Here is a 20,307-nt window from a genome sequence, read left to right as displayed (position 1 = left end):
CCGGGGATGAGTTCAAGAGGGTGTTCCAGGAGGGTGATCTCCCAGGAGAGATACCCGACGTGGCCTTGAGCTGCTCCAACACGGTGACCCTGGTAAGGCTCCTTGTGGAGACGGGCCTGGCTCCCTCCAACAGCGAGGCCCGGAGGTTGATCTCCCAGGGTGCCGTGAGGCTGGACAGGGAGCGGGTGGCCGAGGATAGGGAGGTTTTGCTGTCCGACGGCATGATCCTTCAGGTGGGGAAGAGGCGCTACTGCCGGATCCGGCTGGGATAAGAAGTTAAGGGGCCCTGCCGCATACAATGAGGTGGGGCCCCTTGGGATTCCCGGGCCCGGTGATGAAGTGAAGCGGGGCAGAAAACCGAGACGAGGCCGGAGCTTCGCCCTCTTCCTGGCGCTGGTGCTGCTAGCGTACGGGTTCTACGGGCTTGAGAGGGCCATCATGCCCACCCTCAAGGCTATCAGTGAGGTCAAGGTGACCAACCTCGCCCTCCAGGTGATGGCATCCACCGTGGAGGCGGAGCTGGCGGATGCCTTTCGGTACCAGGACCTCATGGAGATCGACAGGGACAGCACCGGGAGGATCATGCTGATCCGCCCTAACCGGCTGGCCCTGATAAGGGCCCAGTCCAGGAGCCTCAAGGCCATACAGGAGGCGGTGAAGCGCCTGGAGGATGTGTCCGTTTCCATCCCCCTGGGCCAGGCCCTGGGCAGCACCATCCTGGCGAACATGGGGCCCCGGATCCCCGTGCACATAGTACCCATGGGCATGACCCAGGTTCACATCAGGGACCGCTTCGATTCTGCCGGCATCAACACCGTGAGGCACCTCATCTACATGGAGGCTGATGTGGATGTGAAGGTGCTCATCCCCCTGATCACCACCCACGTCAATGTGCAGATGGAGGCTACCATCTGCGAGGCGATAATCCCGGGCGAGGTGCCCTCCACCTACGTGCGTATCGGGCTCTAGCTCTTTATCACGGCCAGCAGCGAGATGAACTCGTACACGATGTTGGCGGCCAGGAGCGCCGTGACATCCCCGCTGTCATACTGGGGGACCACCTCCACCAGGTCGAAGGCGGCGAAATCGAGGCCATCGAGGCCGCGGACGAGCTCGAGGGCCTCTAAAGAGGTGAAGCCCCCTACCTCAGGGGTACCGGTGCCCGGGGCGTAGGCGGGGTCCACGAAGTCGATATCGAAGGAAACGAACACCCTCTTACCCTTTGCCCTCCTGTGTATCTCCTCCAGTACCGCCTGGGATCCCATGGACCTGGTTTCTTGTGCTGTGATCAGGCGAAAACCCAGGGATACGGGTCCTGTGAGATCCTCCGGTCCCTCCACGGAGCCCCTGATGCCCACCTGGGTGGAGGCCCCGGGATCCAAGAGTCCTTCCTCCACGGCCCTGAGGAACGGTGAGCCGTGGAAGTGGGGCTGGCCGAAGTAGCCGTCCCAGGCGTCCGGGTGGGAATCGAAGTGCACCAGGGCGACGGGACCGTTCCTGGCCACTGCCCTGAGCTCCGGCAGGCTCACCGAGTGGTCGCCACCGAGCATTATGGGGATTACGCCTGCCTGCACCACTGGGGCCAGTGCTTCCTGGATCCTGCGATAGGATTCCTCAATGTAGCCGGGAACCACTGGGAGGTCGCCGTAGTCGGTGCCGGAAAGATACCGGAAGGGCTCAACGCCGAGTGCGGGGTTGTAGGTACGAAGGAGGGCCGACATGCGGCGGATGGCAGATGGTCCGAAGCGGGCGCCCACCCGGAATGTGCTCCCGGTGTCGAAGGGTACCCCCATGACAGTGAAGTCCACGCCCGCAAGCTCGGTGGTGTGGGGAAGGCGCATGAAGGTGCCTATCCCACTGAAGCGAGGGGTCTTGCCAGGGTCCATGGGTTTATGCACTCTAGTCCCTCCTCATATCGAAAGACGCGGCTTAGGGCATCCGAGGGTGGGATTCCGGGCGGAAGGCCCGATCCCTTCCGCCCTTCCGCGAGACGGTGGACGCTGCTGGCCGGTCTTCAGTCTGGCCAGGCATGGACTGAAAGATCTAACCCCCCTGAGGTTCCCTCCCCCTTTTTCTCCGTATCCAGGCCTGAAACCCCGGGCACGAACCCGGAGATGGTAACCGCTGGTGATGGTGTCCCCCTAGGGGCGGGATTAGTGTTCCTGGTTTTCGCTGTCATTTCGGGGCTTGCCGGGGATCAAAAGGGGGGCTCTAAAGAGGGCAAACTCCGGTAAGTTGATCGCAGGGTGGTGGTTATAAAAGGACGGGGGAATGGCCCACCGGCCACCCGTCGTTTTGCCAGGGGTCCCAGTCCGCCAGCACGGTGCGCTCAGGCAGTGGCACACTGCTTTGCAGGTGGAACCCATGTTTCACCTGGGACAGCTGCCAGGGCCAGTGCACACTACCCGGTCCCAGTGGTGTACAGGTTCACGATGCGTGGCAAAAGTGTTAGAATTCCCTTGAGAACGAATCGACAGGGGCGATGTCCATGCTGGAAGTCGGCTACGTGGAAGAAACCCAGGGGGACATAGCAAAGGTCAGGATGACAAGGACCTCCATGTGTGCCTCCTGCAAGAAGTGCGGGCTTTTTGCCGCCGGCGGATCCGGTGACCTCCTCATCGAGGCCCGCAATGACTCCAATGCCGTGCCGGGAGACTGGGTGAGGGTGGAGATGGATTCATCCAATGTTCTAAAGGCTGCCTTCATCGTCTACATAGTTCCCTTGCTCTTCGCGGCGGTGGGTTACCCCGTGGGCCTATGGGTTTCCCGGGGGCTTGACCTCTTGGTGAGCCCCGAAACCGCAGGCATCGCCGGTGCCGCGCTGTTTTTCCTTGGCTCCTACGGGGTGATAAGGGCCTACGACAGGCGGTGCTGGGCCAACCGGGAGTTCATGCCAGTTGTCAAGGGGGTCCTCCAGGACAGGGAGACTCACTAGGAGGCTGCCATGACCAGTGTTCCGCTAGCCAGTTCCGATGACCTCAGGAGAACCCTGGAACGGATCTCAGGCCGGGGCTACAAGGCATACAAGGATATCGAGGGTGGATACCAGTTCCCGGGCTTCATTCTCCTTGTTGACCACGTGCAGGGGGATCCCTTCGCTGCCCCCAGCCGGGTAAGGGTGAGGGTGCGCGCGGAGAGGGCGGGCTTCCCTGGCAGGCTCTTTTCTACGGCCGCCAGGAGGACCGGCCTTGAGGACCTCTCTCGCGAGGTGGAAGGGAAGATCAAGACCATGAAGGTCAAGCGGGACTCCCTGGGGGACATCTATTTCTATCTGGCTTGCGAAACGGAAGAAAGCCCGGTCGAATCCAGATCAGGTGAAAGCGCCGGGTTCGACTCCGGCTTGAGGACTTTTTTCAAGGGTAATGGGCTCGCGGTCCTGGGAAACCAGCTTCTGCATGCGCAGGTCCCTTATCATGAAGTTCGTCGCGCTGGTATCCTCATCTAGGAGCAGCACAGTTGCCCCCTTCGTTGACCGGGCCAGGGAGATCTTCCTGGAGACGGGGGTGTCTACCGTCCTGGTGATGGGCGGGTCCGGCGACTACCTGGACGTAGCTGATACCGTAATAATGATGGATGCCTACAGGGCCTGGATGTCACGGAGAAGGCCCGCATGGTGGCACGGGAGTATCCTACGGGGCGAGAGACGGGAGCCCGGGGCACGTTCCGGCTGCCGGCGCCCAGAGGATCCCGGTGCCAGGGAGCTTTGACCCCTACCGGGGCAGGAGGGGTGAAGATCCAGCCCAGGGGCACCAGGGCTCTGGTCTTCGGCGACACCACTGTGCTCCTGGACGACATGGAGCAGCTGGTGGATGAAGGCCAAACCCGGGCCATTGGGGAACTCATACACTACATTGCCCAGAATCACGTTGATGGGGAAAGGTGCCTCGCAGGTATCCTGAAGGAGGCCCTGGACGAGGTGACCAAGGAGGGCTTGATCTTGCTCTCGCCCTACCAGGGGCAACCCGAAGGCACCTGTGCCATGCCTCGCATCTTTGAACTGGCTGGCGCCGTCAACCGCATGAGGACTCTCAGGGTAAGGCAGGGAGGGAAGAAAGGGTGACACTTAGTCCACGGCAGGAGGCCAGGTATTCCAGGAACATCGTTATCCCCGAGATCGGCGCCGGAGGCCAGGAACGGCTGCTGGGGTCTTCAGTCCTGGTGGTTGGCGCGGGAGGGCTTGGCTCGCCAGCCCTCTACTACCTGGCGGCAGCGGGAGTGGGGACCCTCGGGGTAATCGACGCTGATGTGGTGGATGTGAGCAACCTCCAGAGGCAGATCCTGCACCGTGAGGCCGATGTGGGGAGACCCAAGGTAGAATCCGCCGCTGAGAAGCTGGAGGGCCTGAACCCGGACGTCCGGCTGAAGACCTTCAGTGAGGCACTGGCCCAGGACAATGCCCTGGAGATCCTCCGGGGTTTCCAGGCGGTTGTGGACGCCACCGACAACTACCAGGCCCGCTACGTCATCAACGATGCCTGCGTGAGGCTGGGTGTCCCCATGGTTCATGGCAGCATCTTTCGCACCGAGGGCCAGGCGTCTGTGTTCTGGCCCCCGGATGGCCCGTGCTACCGTTGCCTGTTCCCTAAACCTCCGCCGCCGGAGGCCACGCTGTCACCCCAGCAGGCGGGGGTCCTCGGCGCGGCCCCTGGGGTCATAGGGGCCATACAGGCCATGGAGACCATAAAAATCCTCCTGGGCGTTGGCAGGACACTGCGGGGAAGGCTCCTGCTCTTCAACGGCTTGACCTTGGAGTTCATCGAGGTAAGCGTTGAGGGGCACCCTGGCTGTCCCGTGTGCCAGGGGGGCAGGTCAACGAAGAGCCAGTAAGGGGGTTACATAATGTCCGGCCATTCCAAGTGGGCTAACATAAAGCATCGCAAGGCCAGGGCTGACGCGGCCCGGGGAAACGTCTTCTCCAAGATCAGCAAGGAGATCATCGCGGCGGCCCGCCAGGGAGGGGGGAACCCCGAAATAAACCACCGTCTCAAGCTGGCGGTGCAGAAGGCAAAAGACGCTAACATACCCCAGGAGAACATCACCAGGGCCATCCAGCGGGGAACAGGGGAGCTGGAGGGTGTCTCCTACGAGGAGATGGTGTACGAAGGCTATGGTCCCGGTGGCGTCGCGGTGCTCCTGGAGATCCTCACCGACAACAAGAACAGGACTGCGGCGGAGATAAGGTACGTGTTTTCGAAGAACGGGGGTAACCTCGGGGAGTCTGGCTGTGTTGCCTGGGTGTTCAAGAGGAAGGGAAGCCTGAGGGTACAGAGGGAAGGGGCCTCCATGGACGAGGACGAGGCCATGATGCTGGCCTTGGACGCCGGGGCCGAGGACATGGAGGCGGAGGACGACGCCTTCACCATGTACACTGCTGCCGAGGATCTCGAGAGCGTTCGGGGCTTTCTCGAGGGCAAGGGCGTGAAGGTGGGGGAGGCCGAGCTGGTGATGGTACCCCAGTCCACCGTGACCGTTTCAGGCAGGGAGGCGGAGCAGCTCATGAGACTCATGGACAGCCTGGAGGAGCATGACGACGTCCAGAGGGTCTACTCCAACTTCGATATGTCTGAGGAGGAGATGGAGGCGCACCTGGGCTAGAGGCATATCCTGGAGAACCGCGGGGCATGCTAACCCCAGATTCTGGGCACCAGGAGGGGTAGCATGCTTCGTCTTGCCTGGGACAAGCGGAAGGCCTTGGCAATGGTGGCCATCGTGGCCCTGGGCTTTGGCCTGGGTTACGTTCTCACTGCCCACCTCATAAAGGGGAGCGGCATCTCCGGGCCCCCGGTGCCCCGGGAAGTACCCAGGGCGAACCGGCTGGCGCCAGGAGGGGACTTCCGCGTTGAGCCCAGGACCCGGATCACCTACAGGACCCACTATTCTGAGTGCGGCCACTCTGTGGTGGACATAGGTTTGGCCCCCCCGGAGATCATAGGCCTGACCCGGGAGGACCTCGAGGCCATGGACTGGGGTTGGGAGGTGCAGGGTGTTGGGCCCGGTTACCTCCACCTTACCAGGCTCCTGGAGGGTCTTTGCCCGGAGGACCATGAATACCGGTGGATCGGAATAATGGACGGGTACGTTGCAGTGTTCTACGGCAGGCCCAGGCCTGACCCATACCTGAAGGAGCGCACCAGGATCCAGGCGTCTTCTCTCTACGAGGGCGACCGCAAGAGGCTGGAAGCCGGCATATGGGTGCGGGGTGACCAGGGGGTCAGGGAGGTTCTGGAGGGCCTGACGGAATGAAGTTGAGTACGCGGGAAGTATGGCGAAGGGAACCGGCGGGCCGTTAGTTCGGGAGTGAGGGTCCTTCTGTGGGAGTGGGTGGCGACACCCATAGACAAGGGCAAGGATGTCCGTGGCAAGGAGGGATGTGAAGGAAGCCGCTACTACCTGTTTTCCATGGGCTCCGCGTACTGGGCCAGGACCTCATCAGTCTACTCTCTGCGTACCGCCAACTTCGTCTACCTTGCCAGACTGCCCTGAGCAGTCACACACAGCGATGATCCGGGGGAGCGGTGCCGGCGCCCGCCTACTCGGTTACTCCTAAATACTTTTTCAATGCATTCTGCAGCAGGTGTGAGAAGTTCACTCTGTGCTCCTGAGCAAGGTCGTCCAGCCACTTCGGTATAGTCAAGGTCTTCTTGACAGCTCGCTGCTCCATTTCATCACGGAAGGGCGGCATCCATACTTCAATGAGCACTACGACCTGGTTAGACCCCACCCTCAGCTTACCGGCGGAAGTAGGTTCTGGAATAGGATAGCCGTTCGATTCCAATCCATAAAGATGAAGAGCCATTGCCTCTTTGGCCATGCGCAGCGCTTCCTCGTCATCATCACCACAGGTAAGGCAGCCGGGAAGGTCAGGAAACCGTACCGAGATGCCGTCAGGTGCATAATCAAAGATTGCAGGGAAAACGTATCTCTCTTTGACCATTATCCAGGCCTCCTTTCTGCATGAGTGCTACTCCTCCAAACCTGCTTGCTTAAGTATGCTTCTTATCGTCTTCGTGGGTAAAGTCTTTCTTGGGTGTGGGATGGTCACCAGGCCCGATCTTGTAGAGTGCTTGAATTGGTAATGGCTGCCACTGGCCCTGTCACGTACCCAGCCAGCTCTCCTTGAATCATAGCGATTAGATCCCTAGAAGAGTATGCTTTTGCTTGCCTGCACCCCTCAGCCAGACTATAACACGTACTTGCATACGTGAGAGGGGGAGAGCATAAACCCGGTCCGAAGATAGCATTGATTAGAATGACTGTCGCCGGGCAGGTTATTACCCCGCTGCGCCCCTTGATGATCCCCTTACGCCACCATTCGGGTGCGTTCGCTGGAGGTTGCAGCGTAGCAGTCTTTCGAGGGGGGGGTAGAATGATGCCTAACCTGAACCGCCGGTGCGGACTCGCATGCTGGGTAGTGTGGCAGGAGGGGGCTAGTCGCCCCCTCCCGATTCCAGCCTTGCCAGGCCTACTCGGCCATGGCTGCCTGGATGATTGCCTCTATCTCCTTTTCGGCATTCGTGTCCAGGATGGGTCTCCTCTCGGCCTTGAGGATCTGGGTGGCCTTCCGCTTTGCCGCCTGTTCCACGCTCTCGCACTCTTTGGCCCACTCCTCGAAGGTCAGGCGGCTCCCTATGGACGGCACCCAGAGCTCGCCTTTCCTCAGGTAGTTCCGGGTGTGTTTCAGCCCGAGGAAGGAGGTGTTCTTCTGGATTACCTCCGCTATGGCGTCCACTGCGAGGGTATCCTCGTTGACCTCCAAGGGTCTCAGCGCCCGCCTCACCAGGGAGCAGATCTCATCGTCCAGGATCGCCTGGATGTAGCAGGTGGTCAAGGCGTTATCCAGCGATGCCGCGGCTCCCAGCACATCCACCCCCACCATGGCGGTGGCCATGGCGTTGAAGGTGCGCTCGTAGCCAGCTTGCTGGTCCGCTACCTGTGAGGCCACTGAGAAACCGGATACCGTGACCGGGATCTTGTAGTAGTTGGCCATGTGTGCGGAGCAGGCCCCCGCTATACCGGTCTCCGGGGCTGCCCACAGGGCGGTGCCGCTCTTCATATCCATGAAGGTGACCCGGGGGGACATGACCGTGGGAACGCCCGGGTTGGCCATCTGGGCCGCCACGACGCCCGCCACCAGCTCGGCGTTGTGCTGGGTCACCGAGCCAACCAGGGTCATGGGCCCTGTGGCACCCATCATGGGGCAGGGTATGATGCCCACCGGGATGCCGGCCTCTGCCAAGGCCACGATGCACTCGGCGGGCTCCTTCCCGAAGTCCAGCGGGCTCAAGGGGGATACCTCCAGGTAGAGCAGGGGTTTCTTGCGGAACTCATCCATGCTGCCTGATACCACTGAGAGCACCTCTGACACTTCCTTGAGTTCCACGGCGGATTCAATGGGGAGCCTGCAGGGCTTCGAGCTGTTCTGGAGCATCGTGGCGATCTCCACCACCATGTAGACCTTCTGGTCCACATCCGTGGGGACGCCGCAGGACACTATGTGGATGTTGGGGAGCTCGTCCACCAGGCGGGTGATGTCTATGAGGTCCTGGAGGACGTAGTTTCTCCGCTCCCCCGTGTCAAGGTCGTTCACCGTAGGTGTGCCGCTGCAGATCTGCGAGTAGGCCTGTCGCTTCCCGAACTCCAGCACCTGGCCTTCCCGGCCGTACAGGTTGAAGCCTTCCGGAGCCATCTTGAGATACTTCTCCACCACACCGGGGGGGAACTTGATCCGCCCTCCCTCGACCTTGCACCCGTGGTCAGCCGCGAACCTGTTGAAATTCTCGGACTGGCAGGCGATGCCAACCCGTTCCAGAATGTCCAGGGTGGCCTGGTGCACCTTCTTTACGTCGTCCAGTTCGAGGAACTGGAAGGATTTCTTCATCTGCAACTCCTCCCCAAAAACCGGTCCGGCCCCTTTCTCGGCCAGCCCGCGGTATTCCGGCGGGTCCTCCGGGCCTCTAGGGCTTGCGGATCCCCAGTTCCTCCTCGGTCTCCTCGACGATCTCCCTGAGTTTCCCGGCGACGCCTGCAGTGAGCGGCTCGGGCTTGTGGTTGTTGATGATGTACCGGGCTTCGTCGCGTGCCCTTTCGGTCATGTCCTTGCCGCCCTCTTGGAGCCATGCATCCCTCATCTTGCGGTTGATCATCCGGGCCTGGGATTGATCCGTCCTCATGTGCTTCATTGTGTGATCCTGCATCAGGAAGTCACCACCGGCGCCTACCTGCGTGATGACATCCACTGCCAGGGTCTCGTCATTGACGTCAATCCCGCCTACCACTCTCTTGATCATCCGGGCCATCTCCGCATCCATCACCAGTTGCTCGAAGCTGAAGGTGATTCCTAGTTCGAGCATGCCCAGGCCGTAGATGAGATTCGCCCCGGCCAGGGCCGGCAGGAGGGCGGTCATGGTCTTCTCATGAGCCGCCTGGGCATCGGGGACCTTGCTGTCCCCCTAACCACCGGCAACCCAGCTGGGTAACAGGTAAAACTGGGCAAGCCTCGCCACGGCTGCGTTTATCATACCTGTCTCCGGCGCGCCCACTGGCGCGGTCGCAGTGCGGAGATCCATCATTGTCGTGGAGCTGCCATATATCACGGGTGTCCCCTTGGCGGTGAGCTGTGCCAGGACGATGCCGGAGAGCACCTCCGCATTGTGGGTAACCAGCGTGCCCGCGAGGGTCACCGGGGAGGAGCCGCCCGCCATGGCCATGGATAGCACATTCACGGGTACCCCGTGCCTGGCGGATTCCACTATTACCTCACAGCAGTGCGGGGTGAGCTGTAACGGGCTTGTGGGGCAGACAATGGTGGAGAGCACCGGGCGCGTCCTCAGCCTGTCCATTCCCCCCGCCACCGCAGCGGCCATGGCAAACTGCTTCTTGGCCAGCCACCCACTGCCGGGACCCTGAAAACAGGGCTTGGTGGTGTTAGAGAAGTAGGCCTCAGCCTCGTGGAGCGGGGCCACCTCCGGGTGCATGTCCCGGGCGGAGACCGCCCGCTCGTACACATCGATCTCATCCAGGGCGTCGGCCATGAGGGCTGTCCAGGCTACGTCCTCTTTGGTGGACTTCCGGTATTCCCCTGTGAAGGGGTCCAGCATCATGATGCCCTCACCGAAGTTGGTGAAGTGGACCCGGGTTCCCTCCAGCACTACCTTCTTGGCGGGGTCCCTGCCCCAGAGCACCACCTTCGGAGGGGCCCAGCGGATGGCTTCCTCCACCACCCAGGACGGGAACCTTACCATGCTCGTCTTGGGGTCCACGATGCACCCTCCGCCGTCCATGATCTCCTGCGCTTCCCTGGAGTGGACCTTGACCCCGCACCGGTAGAGCACATCCAAGGTGGCTAGATGTATGTTGTAGAGTTCATCACTGGAAAACATGTTAAGACCGAACCCCGCTGTGACGTTGAATGCTGCCTGTATGCCTTTTTTCAATACTCCTCCCTCCCTCGCTTTCAAGTTGGGGTCCACAGGCGTTCTCGTGCCACCACCCCCAATCGAGAGGTATTGGACGGGATGACCGGGTGATATGTGCGTTACACCATGCTCCTTCTTCCACGGTGTCTCCGGGGTTTCCTCCTCCATGGGCCCTGGGGGATGTGTCCCATGGCACACCGGGGACCAGCCACTCGGTGCCAGGATGATGTGACCCGGCTCCCACGCTTCCATGCCAGTCCTGGGACCGGGGGCCGTGGTGTACTACGAGTCACCTCGAGTGCTTAGGGAAGGCCTGACGAGGAAGCAGGGGTTCCTGGTTGTCCCGGTATTGCCGTGCTCCCCGGGGGCCCCCTCACCCTGGCCTTAGCCTGCGATGACGGTGCCCCTCTCATCCTGGGGCGCAAGAAAGACCGCCATCCCAGCTGACCCATGGGCATGGCGGCCTGTTCCAGATTGACTCCTCTTGGCAGCCGTCCTGCTACCTTCTCCAGACGGCCGGGGAAAGGAGCACTAGGACCGTCAGCAGCTCCAGGCGCCCTAGGAGCATCATGAAGGAGAGGACGATCTTCCCTGGTACTGGGATGAAGGCGTAGTTAATGAGGGAAGGAAACATCCTCCTTACCGTCGAAGCTATCTTGCCGAGGTGATGCTGGTGCTGGTCCTGGGCATTGACCCTGGGGTGGCCATGACGGGCTGGGGCATGGTGAGGGCCGAGGGGGGCCGGCTCCAGGCGGTGGACTTCGGATCCATCAGGACTGAGGCACACCTCCCCGCCCACCAGCGCCTCTTCTATGTGTTCCAGGCGGTGGACCGCTTGGTAGACGAGCACCGGCCTGAGTTCCTCGCCGTGGAGCAAGTGTTCTTCAACAAGAATGCCCGCAGCGCGCTGGCGGTGGGACAGGCCCGGGGGGTTGTGATGCTGGCTGCCGCCCAAAAGGGAGTGGACGTGCGGGAGTACACTCCCCTCCAGGTGAAGATGGCAGTCGTAGGCCACGGAGCTGCAACCAAGGGCCAGGTCCAGGCCATGGTCAAGGCCATCCTGGCCCTGAGGGAAGCGCCCCGCCCCGCGGACGTGGCCGATGCCCTGGCCGTGGCGGTGTGCTGCCTTCACACGTGTGCCACTGAGAGGAGACTGGGGTTGGGATGATCCGGCTTCTTCGAGGGACCGTTTACGAGATCCAGGCAGACTATGTTGTGATAGAGGCGCAAGGTGTGGGCTACAAGGTGTTCACGACGGGCCGGGCCAAGAACCTCCTGAGAACGGGCGCAGAGGCCATCCTCCAAACCCATCTCCATGTAAGGGAGGACGAGATGACCCTCTACGGTTTCCTCAAGGCAGAGGAACTCCAGCTCTTCGAGGACCTCATAGCAGTCTCAGGCGTAGGCCCCAGGATGGCCCTGGGGGTGGTCTCAGCGCTAACCCCGTCGGAGTTCCACAGGGCTGTCCTCTTCGAGGATGTCCGCTCCCTCACCAGGATACCGGGGATAGGCAAGAAGACGGCCCACCGCATGATGCTGGAGCTCAGGGATCGCCTGGGCGTGAGCTTGCCGGGAGGCGATCCAGTGGGCATCACGGCTAGCGACGCCATGGGGGAAGCCATGGAGGCCCTGGTGTCCCTGGGCTATGACAGGCTTGCGGCGGGGCGTGTTCTCCAGGAGGCCATGGGCCAGGACGGGGGCGATACCGCCGAGGGGCTCCTGAAACTAGCCCTGAAGGCCCTCGGAAGGACTGCGAGGCCCAAGGGGGGCGTGCCGCTTGACTGAAGAGAGGATCCTGTCGGGCATGGCCAGGGATGAGGACCTGGTCCTGGAGGGGAGCCTGAGGCCAAGACGGCTGGTGGATTACATCGGCCAGGGGAAGGTGAAGGAGCGGCTCTCCATTTATATCCAGGCTGCCCTGGAGAGGGGCGAATCCCTGGATCACGTGCTCCTATACGGGCCGCCCGGCCTGGGTAAGACCACGCTGGCGAACATCATTGCCCAGGAACTGGGGGTGGGGATCAGGACCACTTCGGGCCCGGCCATCGAGAAGGCTGGGGACCTTGCGGCGATCCTGACCAACCTGGAGCCCAGGGATGTGCTGTTCATCGACGAGATACACCGCCTTTCCCGGGCGGTTGAGGAAATACTCTACCCGGCCATGGAGGAGTTTTGCCTGGATATCATCATAGGCAAGGGGCCCAGCGCCCGCTCCCTCCGGCTGGAGATACCCAGGTTCACCCTGGTGGGGGCTACCACCCGGGCGGGACTTTTGACGTCGCCCCTGAGGGACAGGTTTGGCGTCATCAGCCGCCTTGAGTTCTACGGGCACGAGGATCTCCAGCGGATAGTGACAAGGTCTGCCCGGATCCTGGATGTGGCCCTTGAGGAGCAGGGGGCGTCGGAGGTTGCCCGGAGGGCCCGGGGCACGCCCAGGGTGGCTAACCGGCTTCTGAGGCGCCTCAGGGACTACGCTCAGGTGAGGGCGGGCAGTGTCATCACGGGAGGGGTTGCCCTGGAGGGCCTAGCCATGATGGAGGTGGACCCCATAGGCCTTGACCAGGTGGACATGAAGATGCTCCACGTCATCGCTGAGAAGTACGAGGGCGGGCCTGTGGGACTGGAGACCATCGCCGCGGCCATCAGCGAGGAGGCGGACACCGTGGAGGACGTGCTGGAACCCTACCTCCTGCAGATCGGCTTCATAAAGCGGACCCCCCGGGGACGGGTGCTGACCCGTCACGCCTACGAGCACCTGGGAATACACGCGAGGGATGCTAAGCAACCTATGCTGTGGTAGGAGGGGATGGGCCTGAGGATCCTGCTTCACTGCTGCTGCGCCCCCTGCTCCGCGGGGCCGGTGCCCGCGCTCCGGGGGGAGGGATACGACGTTGTGGGGTTTTTCTGGAACCCCAACATCCACCCTTACACTGAGTACCTGAGACGCCGGGAGGCCATGAAGGACTACTCGTCCCAGGTGGGCCTGGACGTGATATATGGGGAGACATACGACCTGGAGGAGTTCCTCACCTCAGTCATCGGGGACCTGGATGACCGCTGCCGGCAGTGCTACAGGCTCCGCCTGGGCCGGGCTGCCAGGGAGGCCCGGGCAGGGGGGTTCGACGGCTTCTCCTCCACGCTTCTTGTGAGCCCATACCAGAAGCACGGTGTGATGGTGGAGGAGGCCGAGGCTTGGGCGCGAGCCTTGGATACCAGGTTCATCTACCGGGATTTCCGCCCTCTTTACAGGGAATCCACTCTCAAATCCCGGGGAATGGGGCTCTACCGCCAGGAGTACTGCGGCTGCGTATTCAGCGAGGCCGAGCGATATGGAAGGAGCAAGGGGTGAAGGCATTGACAGGTTTCGAGGGTACTGGGCGGGTACTGATCATAGTGGGTGTGGCGTTCCTCATATTCGGCGGCCTGCTGGTGTTCGCAGACAAGATACCGGGGATCGGCCGCCTTCCGGGAGACATGGTTTTCCGCAGGGGCAACTTCACCTTCTACTTTCCCCTGGCCACCAGCCTGATCCTGAGCCTGTTGCTCACCGTCGTCCTCTCCCTGTTCTTCAGGAGATGAGCCAGGGCCCGTCACTCCAGGAGTTCGATTATGACCTGCCCGAGGAGCTCATCGCCCAGGAGCCCCTGGCCCAGCGCGACAGCTCCCGCCTCATGGTGCTTTGCCAGGACGGGCATTTGGAGCACCGGCGGTTCTCGGACCTCCCAGAGTACCTGGGAGAGGGTGACTGCCTGGTGTTGAACGACACCAGGGTGCTCCCGGCCCGCCTCCTAGGCACCAGGGAGGGCACGGGGGGGAGGGTGGAGATGCTTCTCGTTGAGGCTGTAGGGGCTTCGGAGTGGCTCGTGCTGGCAAAACCCGCCCGCGGGCTCAAGCCCGGTACAGGCGTGGCGTTTCCCGGAGGGCTCCGGGCCAGGGTGCTGAAAACAGGTCCTGCCGGGGAGCGAGTGGTCTCCTTCTTGGGGGTCTCCAACGTGATGGAGGCCCTGAGACAAGTGGGCCAGGTGCCCTTGCCGCCCTATATCCGCCGGGGAATCAAGGACCCGGAACGCTACCAGACGGTGTACGGTTGCCAGGAGGGGTCCTGCGCGGCGCCAACTGCCGGGCTCCACTTCACCCCTGAGCTGCTGGAGAGGGTCAGGCGGGCCGGGTGCGGGGTGGAATGGGTCACCCTCCACGTAGGGCCCGGGACCTTCCAGCCGGTGAGGACCGAGAGGGTCAAGGACCATGTCATGCACTACGAGAGGTACTGGGTTCCGCCAGGAACGGCCCGGGCCGTGAACGAGTCAAAGAGGGTGGTGGCCGTAGGAACCACCCCCACCAGGACCCTGGAGGCCTCAGCTCAGGACGGGAGGGTAAATGCGGGTGAGGGCAGGACAGACCTCTTCATATATCCCGGCTATCGCTTCCGCGTGATCGGGGCCCTGGTGACCAACTTCCACCTTCCCAGGTCGACCCTGCTCATGCTGGTGGCGGCGTTTGCCGGGACCGAGAGGGTGATGGAGGCCTACAGGGAGGCCGTGCGTTTACGCTACCGGTTCTTCAGTTTCGGGGATGCCATGCTGATCCTGTGAGGGATGGATGAATGGATTTTGTAGTGCTCAAGAGGGATGGGGAGACAAGGGCCAGGACGGGCAGGCTTGCTATCCCCTCAGGCACCGCGCAAACGCCGCTCTTCATGCCCGTGGGCACGCAGGCGAGCGTGAAGGCCCTGGGGCCGGACGACCTCCGGGAGGCCGGGGCCGAGATAGTGCTGGGCAACGCCTATCACCTCTACCTCAGGCCAGGGGTGGATGTGGTACGGGAGGCAGGGGGTCTTGGTGCCTTCATGGCCTGGCATGGCCCCACCCTTACAGACTCCGGGGGATACCAGGTGATGAGCCTTGCCCCACTGAGGGTACTCAAGGCTGACGGTGTCCTGTTCCGCTCCCACATCGATGGGGGGGAGCACTTCTTCTCCCCGGAGTCCGTCGCCCTCATCCAGCATGGCCTGGGCGCCGGCATCGTGATGTCCCTGGATGAGTGCCCGCCGTACCCCTCCAGCAGGGAGGAGGCCGAGGCCAGCGTAGCCCGGACAACCCTGTGGGCCGGGCGTTTCCTGGAGGCGCTGCCGCCGGGCCCTGCGCCCTTCGGCATCATTCAGGGCTCCACGTACCCTGACCTCAGGGCCAGGAGCGCCGCGGAGATCACCAGGATGGGTTTCCCAGGGTATGCACTAGGGGGGCTGGCTGTAGGGGAACCCCGGGAGGTCAGGAACAGGGTGGCCGAGGCGGCCATCTCCTTCCTCCCTGAGAACAGCCCCCGGTACTTCATGGGGGTGGGCGCCCCCGAGGACATCCTGGCCTCGATAGCCATGGGCGCAGACATGTTCGACAGCGTGTATCCCACTAGGAACGCCCGGCACGGGAACGCCCTCACCTCAGGCGGGCGGCTGAACCTGAGGAACCTGTGCTTCGAGCGGGACTTTGGCCCTTTGGAGGAGGGCTGCCACTGCTATGCCTGCCGGTGTTTCTCCAGGGCGTACCTGCGGCACCTCTTCAAGGCCGGGGAAGTCCTGGCCTTCCGCCTGGTCAGCCTCCACAACCTTAGCTTCATGTTTCGCCTCACGGCTATGGCCAGGGACGCCATCGAGGCCGGGAGGTTTCTAGAGTGGTCAAGGGAATTCCTCAAGGCGTTTTCGGGGGATTCTAATGAGGAGTAGGAGGGTTTGAAAAGACCCCGTCGAAGAGGAAATCGATGCCAGCGGCACGAGCTGAAACCTGGAAGGAGTGGCATTATTGAACGGTATACCTCCAAACCTGATCTTTGTGGTGTTGCTGTTCGGTTTGATGTACTTCATGCTCATTAGGCCTCAGCAGCAGCAGAGGAAGAAGCGCGACCAGATGCTGTCCTCTCTTAAGAAGGGAGATAAGGTGGTGACCCTGGGAGGCATTCACGGCACCATCACCGATATGGCTGATGACAGCGTCACCCTGAGGATAGCAGACAAGGTGGAGATCAAGCTGACAAAGAGTGGAGTTGGATACGTCCTGGGAGGGAACTAGACAGGGTTGTCGTGATTCCCCGGGGCGTTTGAAGACCCCTTCACTTGCGGTAGTGGCGCCGTGTGGTTAGCGCCAAGGAAGTGCCTTTCACTATGCAGGCCCTGCCGGTTATCCTGGGGCCTGCTTTGTTCTGGGCAAAGGAGGGTCTCGCCATAACCGCAAAGTGATACCCTAAGACTAGTCTTGACACCGGATGGTCTTGTACCTGGCCGCCAGGGTTAATCGTACCCTGGTGCCCAGTGTGTGGTGTTGGAGCATCACCACGCTTCGATCATGGAACATGGAACCCCGCCTTCGCAGGCGAACGAGGGAAATCGAGATCCCGGGGTGCCCGCATCCTCTATCAACCACCGCTTGGTGCCCGTTGCAAAATCGCAGCCCCACTACTGCCAGCTGCATTAGCGCAACGGCCCTACCCTTTGAGACCGCCTCTAGTGTTGCAGCCATGCCACCAGGTGGCCAGATTCTGATCCCAACCTTGGCATGCCCACCGCTTGCTCCCACCCTGGACCACGCGCAAGTCTGTGGCCTCCTGCTTCACTGGCATGAACCTTGCGAATATTCCACTAGGAGCAGATTTGGGAGGTTTAGCCTTCCGTGACCAAATGAAGAAGAGGTGAGCAGTATTGGATCTGAAAGCCTTGTCAGGAGCGCTGGACGCCTACGTGAAGCCCGGGACCCTGCCGCTTGCGGTCAAAATGGTGCCGCCCGGGGAGGAACTGCCAGAGAAGGTTCGGATCCCCTCCAGGGACCTCAAGAAGCGTCTTGCCATATGCCAGGTGTTCAACATGACGCGCCGGTACGGGTGGGCCATGGCTCTAGGCCGGGAAGACCAGAACTGCCCCATAGGGTCGGTGGCGCTGGGTTTTGAGGAGGCAGTGCCCTACTACACTGAGGGCAACCTTGCCGACGGCATGTACACCTCCAGCCTTGAAGCCGGCCGGAAGTCAGAGGAGGCGGTGCGGCGGTTCCCCTTGGGCAAGTACGCCTACCTGCTGGTGGCCCCCATCGCCAGGGCCACCTTTGAGCCCGACTTCGCGTACGTGTACGTTAACCCTGCCCAGCTCATGCGACTGGTCCAGGCGGCCCTCTACAAGGAGGGGGGAGCGCTCACGTCGACCTTCTCCGGCCGGGGTGAGTGCGCGGAGACTATTGTCAACACCATGGAAAGCGGGCAGTGCCAAGTCATAATGCCGGGTAACGGTGAGCGCGTGTTCGGTCATACGCAGGATGACGAAATGGCCTTCACCATCCCCGCTGCGAAGGTGGATGAAGTTTCTTCAGGTCTCGAAGGCACGCACAAGGCGGGCGTCCGCTATCCCATTCCTGTGTGGCTAAACTACGAGGTGAGCTTCCCGCCCAAGTACACGACACTCCAGGACACCTGGGCTAAGAGAGGGGAGTAGACCTTGTCCACGAGAATGGAAAGAGTCAAAGCAGCGTTCAAGCGTACCTTCGCTGATATGGTGCCTGCCTACCCCATCCTGGGTGCTTTCTCCGCGCAGCTCATAGGGAAATCCACCAGGGAATACCTCACAGACCCCGAGGCTATGGCTGACGCTCAATTGGCCGCCAACGAGCGGTACCAGCCCGACATCGTCGTGGTCATGGCGGACCTTCTCCTTGAGGTAGAGGCCATGGGGGCGAGGCTCATCTTTCCCGAGGACGCCATGTGCCAGCTGAAGGAGTATCCCCTGGAGGAGAAGGGGCAGCTGGCCAGCCTCCGGGTACCCGTGCCGGAGAGGGACGGCCGCCTGCCACTCTACCTGGAGGCCTGCGGAAGGGTAAGGCGGGAGGTCAAGGACGCGGCTGTTGGCGGCACACTGCTGGGACCCTGGGCCATGGCGGCAAGCCTGAGGGGGATCGAGAACCTCATCTATGACACCTATGAGGACCCTGCCTTCGTCCACGAGCTGGTGAAGTTCTGTGTGGAGGTAGCCAAGGTCGCCGGGGACAGCCTTCTGGCCACCGGTACCGGGTTGAGCTACTCCGAGGCCACGGTGTCCTGCAGCGTGATTTCCCCCAAGATATACCAGGCCTTCATCAAGCCCTATCACGAGGAGTTGATGAGGTACTACCGGGACAAGAGGGCCACCCTGACGCTGCATGTCTGCGGCTACATTGACCCTATCATGCAGGACCTTGTAGATGTGGGGGCTGGCGCCCTCAGCATCGATGCGGTCTCGTCCCTGAGGAAGATGGTGGAGACGGCCGGTAAGAAGGTGGTGGTGATCGGCAACGTGGCAACAACCACGTTCCAGCGGGGCGTGAAGGAAGAGATAGAGAGGGAGACACGGGAGTGCATCGACACAGCCCGGGCGCAAAGCGCCTTCATACTCTCATCAGGTTGCGAGGTGCCCCCAACCACGGCCCCGGAAACCGTGGATCACTTCATGAGGGTAGCCCGGGAATACGGCCGCTATCCAGACAGGGACTAGCCATCACCAGCCGTCTGCCCGGGCAGGGAATTTGGAAGGGAGGGTCAGCGTTGAGAAGGTTCTGGGACGAGGAACTCGAGACACTCTCCAGGGACGGCATCAAGAATCTGCAGCTGGATCTCCTGAAGGGGAACCTGGCCTTTGCGTATCACATTTCCCCCTACTACAAGAAGAGCTTCGATGAGCACGGTGTGAAGCCTGGCCATCTGGCGAGCCTTGAGGACCTGAAGAAGTTCCCCTTCATAAACAAGGTAGTGCTCCGGGAACGCCAGGAGGCCGTGCCCCCCTTCGGAGATCTTGTGTGTGTTCCCGAGGAGGACTTCGTGTACATCTCGGCATCCAGCGGGTCCACAGGCGTGCCCACCGCCTCCCCCTTCACCTGGGAGGACTTCGAGGTATGGCAGGACTACGAGGCCCGCCTTTTCTGGTCGTCGGGCATGAGACCGAAGGACCGTTACTGTCACGCCCTGAACTTCACCCTTTTCGTGGGGGGCCCAGATGTCATCGGGGCGCAGAAGGTAGGGGCCCTGACCGTGTGGGCCGGAACCATCCCCTCTGAGCGACTCCTGCAGATCCTTCAGCAGTGGGGCATCACCATAACCTGGACGACTCCATCCTATGCGTGGTACCTGGGGGAGACTGCCCTGGGCATGGGCATAGACCCCAAGAGGGATCTGAAGATCCGCAAGCTCTTCGTGGCAGGTGAGCCTGGTGGCTCTATACCCCAGACCAGGGAGAGGATAGAGGATCTGTGGGGCGCAGACCTCTATGATTACTACGGGTTATCAGACATCTTCGGTGCCTGCGCCGGCATGTGCGAGGCCAAGGAGGGCCTCCACTGGGCAGATGACCACATCCTAGTGGAGGTGGTGGACCCGGAGACCGGCGAGGAGGTCCCCGAAGGGGAGAGAGGGGAGATGGTGCTCACCTCCCTGAAGAAGAAGGCCCGCCCACTCATAAGGTTCCGTACGGGTGACATAGTCTCGTGTACCACGGAGATGTGCAGTTGTGGCCGTACCCACACCAGGCTTCACGGGATCCATGGTCGTCTTGATGACATGCTTATAATCCGGGGTGTCAATGTCTTCCCTAGCGACATTGAGAGCGTGGTCCGGAAGAGCCCAGATCTTACCGGGGAGTTCCGCTTGGTGATCACCGAGGAGAAGCACCTGGCCGTGCTCACGGTGGAGGTGGAGCATGCCCCGCACTACACGGGAGACCTGGACGGGCTGGGAGAGAAGGTCATAACCTCCTGCTACCAGATACTGGGCATCCGGCCCCGGGTGAGCGTGCTGGCCCCCAACACCATTCCCAGGGCGACCCACAAGGCCAAGCGCGTCATTGACCAGCGAGCCTCAGCTTGAGCGACTCCGAGGCTGGCCGGTATTCCTT

The 20,307-nt window shown here is 61.8% G+C and carries 24 protein-coding genes and 4 pseudogenes; 21 read left to right on the top strand and 7 right to left on the bottom strand.

All coding sequences use genetic code 11. The features are described from left to right. Together AB1576_12490 and yunB are read left to right on the top strand one after the other, a co-directional pair. Window positions 1-272 (top strand): S4 domain-containing protein (locus tag AB1576_12490; protein ID MEW6082556.1); only part of this gene is annotated, 272 nt, incomplete at its 5' end. Window positions 273-339: 67 nt separating this feature from the next. Next, window positions 340-969, top strand: a complete 630-nt coding sequence (gene yunB / locus AB1576_12485) for a sporulation protein YunB (protein ID MEW6082555.1) — start codon at window positions 340-342, stop codon at window positions 967-969. Here yunB and speB read toward each other — a convergent pair. Beyond that, the gene (gene speB / locus AB1576_12480; GenBank protein MEW6082554.1) at window positions 966-1,898 is read right to left on the bottom strand and encodes an agmatinase; all 933 of its coding nucleotides are present in this window, start codon (window positions 1,896-1,898) and stop codon (window positions 966-968) included. The genes yunB and speB overlap by 4 nt on opposite strands. 590 nt (window positions 1,899-2,488) lie before the next feature. On the opposite strand from speB, the gene AB1576_12475 reads away from it, so the two are divergent. Both AB1576_12475 and AB1576_12470 read left to right on the top strand, forming a co-directional pair. Then, window positions 2,489-2,935 carry a SoxR reducing system RseC family protein gene (locus AB1576_12475; GenBank protein ID MEW6082553.1) on the top strand — a complete coding sequence of 149 codons (447 nt, stop codon included), beginning with the start codon at window positions 2,489-2,491 and terminating at the stop codon, window positions 2,933-2,935. Window positions 2,936-2,944: 9 nt separating this feature from the next. Then, window positions 2,945-3,220 (top strand): annotated as a pseudogene (locus AB1576_12470) (ABC-ATPase domain-containing protein). A 138-nt stretch (window positions 3,221-3,358) separates the two neighbouring features. On the opposite strand, the pseudogene AB1576_12465 reads toward AB1576_12470, so the two are convergent. After that, window positions 3,359-3,463 (bottom strand): annotated as a pseudogene (locus AB1576_12465) (P-loop domain-containing protein). On the opposite strand from AB1576_12465, the gene AB1576_12460 reads away from it, so the two are divergent. The 6 genes from AB1576_12460 (at window position 3,414) to AB1576_12435 (ending at window position 6,483) form a co-directional block, all read left to right on the top strand. Further along, window positions 3,414-3,707: a P-loop domain-containing protein gene (locus tag AB1576_12460; protein MEW6082552.1), complete on the top strand. Its 294-nt coding sequence runs from the start codon at window positions 3,414-3,416 to the stop codon at window positions 3,705-3,707. The pseudogene AB1576_12465 and the gene AB1576_12460 sit on opposite strands and share 50 nt — an antisense overlap. 20 nt (window positions 3,708-3,727) lie before the next feature. Further along, a complete protein-coding gene (locus AB1576_12455) occupies window positions 3,728-4,060 on the top strand; it encodes a hypothetical protein (protein MEW6082551.1) in 333 nt (110 codons plus the stop codon). Further along, window positions 4,057-4,827 (top strand): molybdopterin-synthase adenylyltransferase MoeB, encoded by a 771-nt coding sequence (gene moeB, locus AB1576_12450; GenBank protein MEW6082550.1) that lies wholly within the window; start codon window positions 4,057-4,059, stop codon window positions 4,825-4,827. Before AB1576_12455 ends, moeB begins: the two co-directional genes overlap by 4 nt. Window positions 4,828-4,839: 12 nt before the next feature. After that, window positions 4,840-5,595: a YebC/PmpR family DNA-binding transcriptional regulator gene (locus tag AB1576_12445; protein MEW6082549.1), complete on the top strand. Its 756-nt coding sequence runs from the start codon at window positions 4,840-4,842 to the stop codon at window positions 5,593-5,595. 63 nt (window positions 5,596-5,658) lie between these two features. Next, window positions 5,659-6,243, top strand: coding sequence for a BofC C-terminal domain-containing protein (locus AB1576_12440; GenBank protein ID MEW6082548.1), 585 nt, complete (start codon window positions 5,659-5,661; stop codon window positions 6,241-6,243). 78 nt (window positions 6,244-6,321) lie between these two features. After that, window positions 6,322-6,483, top strand: a complete 162-nt coding sequence (locus AB1576_12435) for a hypothetical protein (GenBank protein ID MEW6082547.1) — start codon at window positions 6,322-6,324, stop codon at window positions 6,481-6,483. A gap of 46 nt (window positions 6,484-6,529) precedes the next feature. On the opposite strand, the gene AB1576_12430 is transcribed toward AB1576_12435, so the two are convergent. The 5 genes and pseudogenes from AB1576_12430 to AB1576_12410 all read right to left on the bottom strand — a co-directional run bounded on the left by AB1576_12430 (window position 6,530) and on the right by AB1576_12410 (window position 11,049). After that, complete coding sequence (locus AB1576_12430; protein ID MEW6082546.1) at window positions 6,530-6,934, bottom strand: type II toxin-antitoxin system HicB family antitoxin; 405 nt, start codon at window positions 6,932-6,934, stop codon at window positions 6,530-6,532. Window positions 6,935-6,961: 27 nt separating this feature from the next. Next, window positions 6,962-7,125: pseudogene (locus AB1576_12425) on the bottom strand (type II toxin-antitoxin system HicA family toxin). 337 nt (window positions 7,126-7,462) lie between these two features. Further along, window positions 7,463-8,878: a trimethylamine methyltransferase family protein gene (locus tag AB1576_12420; GenBank protein MEW6082545.1), complete on the bottom strand. Its 1,416-nt coding sequence runs from the start codon at window positions 8,876-8,878 to the stop codon at window positions 7,463-7,465. Window positions 8,879-8,954: 76 nt separating this feature from the next. Further along, window positions 8,955-10,379, bottom strand: a pseudogene (locus AB1576_12415) (trimethylamine methyltransferase family protein). 535 nt (window positions 10,380-10,914) lie between these two features. Continuing rightward, window positions 10,915-11,049, bottom strand: a complete 135-nt coding sequence (locus tag AB1576_12410) for a hypothetical protein (GenBank protein ID MEW6082544.1) — start codon at window positions 11,047-11,049, stop codon at window positions 10,915-10,917. A 39-nt stretch (window positions 11,050-11,088) separates the two neighbouring features. Between AB1576_12410 and ruvC the strand changes: the two genes are divergently transcribed. The 11 genes from ruvC to AB1576_12355 all read left to right on the top strand — a co-directional run bounded on the left by ruvC (window position 11,089) and on the right by AB1576_12355 (window position 20,279). Next, entirely contained in the window at window positions 11,089-11,583 is a 495-nt protein-coding gene (gene ruvC / locus AB1576_12405; protein ID MEW6082543.1) for a crossover junction endodeoxyribonuclease RuvC, read from the top strand. Then, window positions 11,580-12,200 (top strand): Holliday junction branch migration protein RuvA, encoded by a 621-nt coding sequence (ruvA, locus tag AB1576_12400; GenBank protein ID MEW6082542.1) that lies wholly within the window; start codon window positions 11,580-11,582, stop codon window positions 12,198-12,200. The genes ruvC and ruvA overlap by 4 nt, the downstream gene beginning before the upstream one ends. 19 nt (window positions 12,201-12,219) lie before the next feature. Continuing rightward, the gene (ruvB, locus tag AB1576_12395; GenBank protein ID MEW6082541.1) at window positions 12,220-13,215 is read left to right on the top strand and encodes a Holliday junction branch migration DNA helicase RuvB; all 996 of its coding nucleotides are present in this window, start codon (window positions 12,220-12,222) and stop codon (window positions 13,213-13,215) included. Window positions 13,216-13,221: 6 nt separating this feature from the next. Continuing rightward, window positions 13,222-13,764 carry an epoxyqueuosine reductase QueH gene (locus tag AB1576_12390; GenBank protein ID MEW6082540.1) on the top strand — a complete coding sequence of 181 codons (543 nt, stop codon included), beginning with the start codon at window positions 13,222-13,224 and terminating at the stop codon, window positions 13,762-13,764. After that, complete coding sequence (locus tag AB1576_12385; protein MEW6082539.1) at window positions 13,761-13,994, top strand: DUF2905 domain-containing protein; 234 nt, start codon at window positions 13,761-13,763, stop codon at window positions 13,992-13,994. The genes AB1576_12390 and AB1576_12385 overlap by 4 nt, the downstream gene beginning before the upstream one ends. Then, window positions 13,991-15,007, top strand: coding sequence for a tRNA preQ1(34) S-adenosylmethionine ribosyltransferase-isomerase QueA (gene queA, locus AB1576_12380; protein MEW6082538.1), 1,017 nt, complete (start codon window positions 13,991-13,993; stop codon window positions 15,005-15,007). The genes AB1576_12385 and queA overlap by 4 nt, the downstream gene beginning before the upstream one ends. An 11-nt stretch (window positions 15,008-15,018) precedes the next feature. After that, complete coding sequence (gene tgt, locus AB1576_12375) at window positions 15,019-16,134, top strand: tRNA guanosine(34) transglycosylase Tgt (GenBank protein MEW6082537.1); 1,116 nt, start codon at window positions 15,019-15,021, stop codon at window positions 16,132-16,134. A gap of 67 nt (window positions 16,135-16,201) precedes the next feature. After that, the gene (gene yajC / locus AB1576_12370; GenBank protein ID MEW6082536.1) at window positions 16,202-16,477 is read left to right on the top strand and encodes a preprotein translocase subunit YajC; all 276 of its coding nucleotides are present in this window, start codon (window positions 16,202-16,204) and stop codon (window positions 16,475-16,477) included. A gap of 626 nt (window positions 16,478-17,103) precedes the next feature. Beyond that, complete coding sequence (locus AB1576_12365) at window positions 17,104-17,883, top strand: DUF169 domain-containing protein (GenBank protein MEW6082535.1); 780 nt, start codon at window positions 17,104-17,106, stop codon at window positions 17,881-17,883. Window positions 17,884-17,886: 3 nt separating this feature from the next. Beyond that, window positions 17,887-18,915 carry a uroporphyrinogen decarboxylase family protein gene (locus AB1576_12360; protein MEW6082534.1) on the top strand — a complete coding sequence of 343 codons (1,029 nt, stop codon included), beginning with the start codon at window positions 17,887-17,889 and terminating at the stop codon, window positions 18,913-18,915. Window positions 18,916-18,965: 50 nt separating this feature from the next. Continuing rightward, window positions 18,966-20,279, top strand: a complete 1,314-nt coding sequence (locus AB1576_12355) for a phenylacetate--CoA ligase (GenBank protein ID MEW6082533.1) — start codon at window positions 18,966-18,968, stop codon at window positions 20,277-20,279. The last annotated feature ends 28 nt before the right edge of the window (window positions 20,280-20,307 follow it).

Source organism: Bacillota bacterium, from assembly GCA_040754315.1.
Taxonomy (GTDB): domain Bacteria; phylum Bacillota; class Sulfobacillia; order DUSP01; family JBFMCS01; genus JBFMCS01.
Note: the sequence above shows the minus strand (reverse complement) of the source record. Positions and strands in the feature narration are given on the sequence as shown.

Coding starts and splice junctions, on each gene's coding strand:
- AB1576_12475 (MEW6082553.1), top strand. CDS start 2,489: ATGCTGGAAGTCGGCTACGTGGAAGAAACCCAGGGGGACATAGCAAAG.
- AB1576_12460 (MEW6082552.1), top strand. CDS start 3,414: ATGAAGTTCGTCGCGCTGGTATCCTCATCTAGGAGCAGCACAGTTGCC.
- AB1576_12445 (MEW6082549.1), top strand. CDS start 4,840: ATGTCCGGCCATTCCAAGTGGGCTAACATAAAGCATCGCAAGGCCAGG.
- AB1576_12440 (MEW6082548.1), top strand. CDS start 5,659: ATGCTTCGTCTTGCCTGGGACAAGCGGAAGGCCTTGGCAATGGTGGCC.
- AB1576_12430 (MEW6082546.1), bottom strand. CDS start 6,934: ATGGTCAAAGAGAGATACGTTTTCCCTGCAATCTTTGATTATGCACCT.
- AB1576_12420 (MEW6082545.1), bottom strand. CDS start 8,878: ATGAAGAAATCCTTCCAGTTCCTCGAACTGGACGACGTAAAGAAGGTG.
- AB1576_12410 (MEW6082544.1), bottom strand. CDS start 11,049: ATGTTTCCTTCCCTCATTAACTACGCCTTCATCCCAGTACCAGGGAAG.
- ruvA (MEW6082542.1), top strand. CDS start 11,580: ATGATCCGGCTTCTTCGAGGGACCGTTTACGAGATCCAGGCAGACTAT.
- ruvB (MEW6082541.1), top strand. CDS start 12,220: ATGGCCAGGGATGAGGACCTGGTCCTGGAGGGGAGCCTGAGGCCAAGA.
- AB1576_12390 (MEW6082540.1), top strand. CDS start 13,222: ATGGGCCTGAGGATCCTGCTTCACTGCTGCTGCGCCCCCTGCTCCGCG.
- queA (MEW6082538.1), top strand. CDS start 13,991: ATGAGCCAGGGCCCGTCACTCCAGGAGTTCGATTATGACCTGCCCGAG.
- tgt (MEW6082537.1), top strand. CDS start 15,019: ATGGATTTTGTAGTGCTCAAGAGGGATGGGGAGACAAGGGCCAGGACG.